This window comes from Mesorhizobium sp. B1-1-5, assembly GCF_006443065.1.
GTDB lineage: Bacteria > Pseudomonadota > Alphaproteobacteria > Rhizobiales > Rhizobiaceae > Mesorhizobium.
On record NZ_VFWS01000276.1, the window covers coordinates 1 to 1,854 of the forward strand.

Here is a 1,854-nt window from a genome sequence, read left to right on the forward strand (position 1 = left end):
TCTCTGCGCCATGATCATCGACCGTATCGTGCAAGGACGAACCAGATAAAGCCGTTTGGGAACGATCTTCTCGCGGAGCTCGGCCGGTCAACATTCCACGAACGGGCCATCAAAGATGCGGTACCGGCTCTAGAAATAAGCCTGGTCCGGCTCGCTGGCCTTGCGGTTGGCGATGAAGGCCTGGAGCGCTTCGTCGATCGCCGGATCGAGCCCCGGATCCTGGTAGTCGTCGAGCAGCCTCTTCCATTGCCGGTTGGCGCGTTGCGCGGCGTCGAGCCGGCCGTCCTCGTTCCATTGCTCGAAGGAATTGTTGTCGCTGCTGGTGGAGCGATAGAAGGCCGAGAGGAAATTGGACTGCGTATGCGCACTGCCCAGGAAATGCGATCCCGGCCCGACCGCTTCGATCGCCTCCATCGCCTGCGCATTGAGCGACAGATCGATGCCTTCGAACAGGCTGGCGACCTTGCCGCAGAGATCGGCGTCGATGACCGTCTTTTCGAAACCGGTGACCAGTCCGCCCTCGAGCCAGCCGGTGGCGTGGTTGATCACGTTGGCGCCGGCAAACATCGACATCAATATGCCCCATGTCGCTTCCTGCTCGGCCTGTGCGTCGGGAAGCTTTGAGGCCGACAGCGAACCGACGGTGTGGAACGGAACGCCGACGCGACGCGCCAACTGCCCGCAGGCGAGCACCATCTTGCCCGCTTCCGGCGTCCCGAAGGTCGGCGCTCCACTCTGCATCGAGATCGTGCTGGCAAAGCTTCCCATCAGGCAGGGCGCGCCGGGGTTGATCAGCTGTACGAGGCTGAGACAGGCGAGCGCCTCGGCCAGCACCTGCGCCAGCGTGCCGGCGACCGTGCACGGGCTCATCGCGCCGGCCAGCGTCCATGGCGTGCAGGCGACCGGCTGGTTGTTGCGGGCGCAGACCTTCAGCGAACCCGACATGTTGGCGTCGAGCACCAGCGGCGCATTGGTGTTGGAGACGTTGTAGAGCACAGCGTTGTTGGCGACGAACTCCTCGCCGAAGACGATCTTGGCCATGTCAACCGCGTCCTGTGCTCGCCTCGAACCGATGAACGCGCCCATGAAGGCACGGTCCGAATGGCGGATGTGGGTGTAGAGCATGTCGAGATGACGCTTGTTGGCCGGCAGGTCGACAGGCTCGCAAACGACGCCGCCCGAATGATGCAGATGCGGGATCATCTGATGGATCTTCACCAGATCGCGGAAGTCCGCGATCGTGGCGTAGCGCCGTCCGCGATCGAGATCGTGGACGAAGGGCGGCCCCCACGACGGACACAGCACGGTGTTGTCGCCGCCGATCACCACCGTGTTGGCCGGGTTGCGGGCGTGCTGCTTGAATTGCGAAGGCGCGGTGGCGCGGACGATCTTGCGGCACATGCCGGGCTCGAAGCGAACCCTGGTGCCCTGCACGTCGGCGCCTGCATCGCGAAAGATGTCGAGGATCTCGGGATCGTCATGGAACTCCATGCCGACCTCCTTGAGCAGCCGGTCGGCATTCGCCTCGATCAGGCTCAGGCCTTCCTCGTCGAGGATATTGAACGTGCCGATCCGCCGGCTGATGTAGGGACGCCGCGGCGCCTGCTGGGCCAGGCGCTGGCCTTGCCTTCCCGCTCGGCCCCCGCTTCGTGGCGCTGGAGCGTCGATCATCGCGTCCTTGTCCATTGTCGTCTCCGTGATCAGGCAGGCATGAAGGCGGCCGGCGCATCGGCCTGAAGGCCGCGCAGCCGCAGATTGTCCGGATCGTAAGGCGCTTTCTTCAGCTCCCGCGCCGTCAGTTCCCTGCCGAGGATCGAGACGGTCAGGCCTTCAGCCGCAACACCGGGTCGCAGA

General features: G+C 64.4%; 1 protein-coding gene. It reads right to left on the reverse strand.

From position 1 onward, the window contains the following. Positions 1–129 precede the first annotated feature (129 nt). A complete protein-coding gene (locus tag FJ980_RS30365; protein ID WP_224618847.1) occupies positions 130–1,686 on the reverse strand; it encodes a trimethylamine methyltransferase family protein in 1,557 nt (518 codons plus the stop codon). Positions 1,687–1,854: the final 168 nt, after the last annotated feature.

Bases quoted from the DNA above. Each gene is read 5' to 3' on its own strand.
- FJ980_RS30365 (WP_224618847.1), bottom strand. From the start codon at position 1,686: ATGGACAAGGACGCGATGATCGACGCTCCAGCGCCACGAAGCGGGGGC.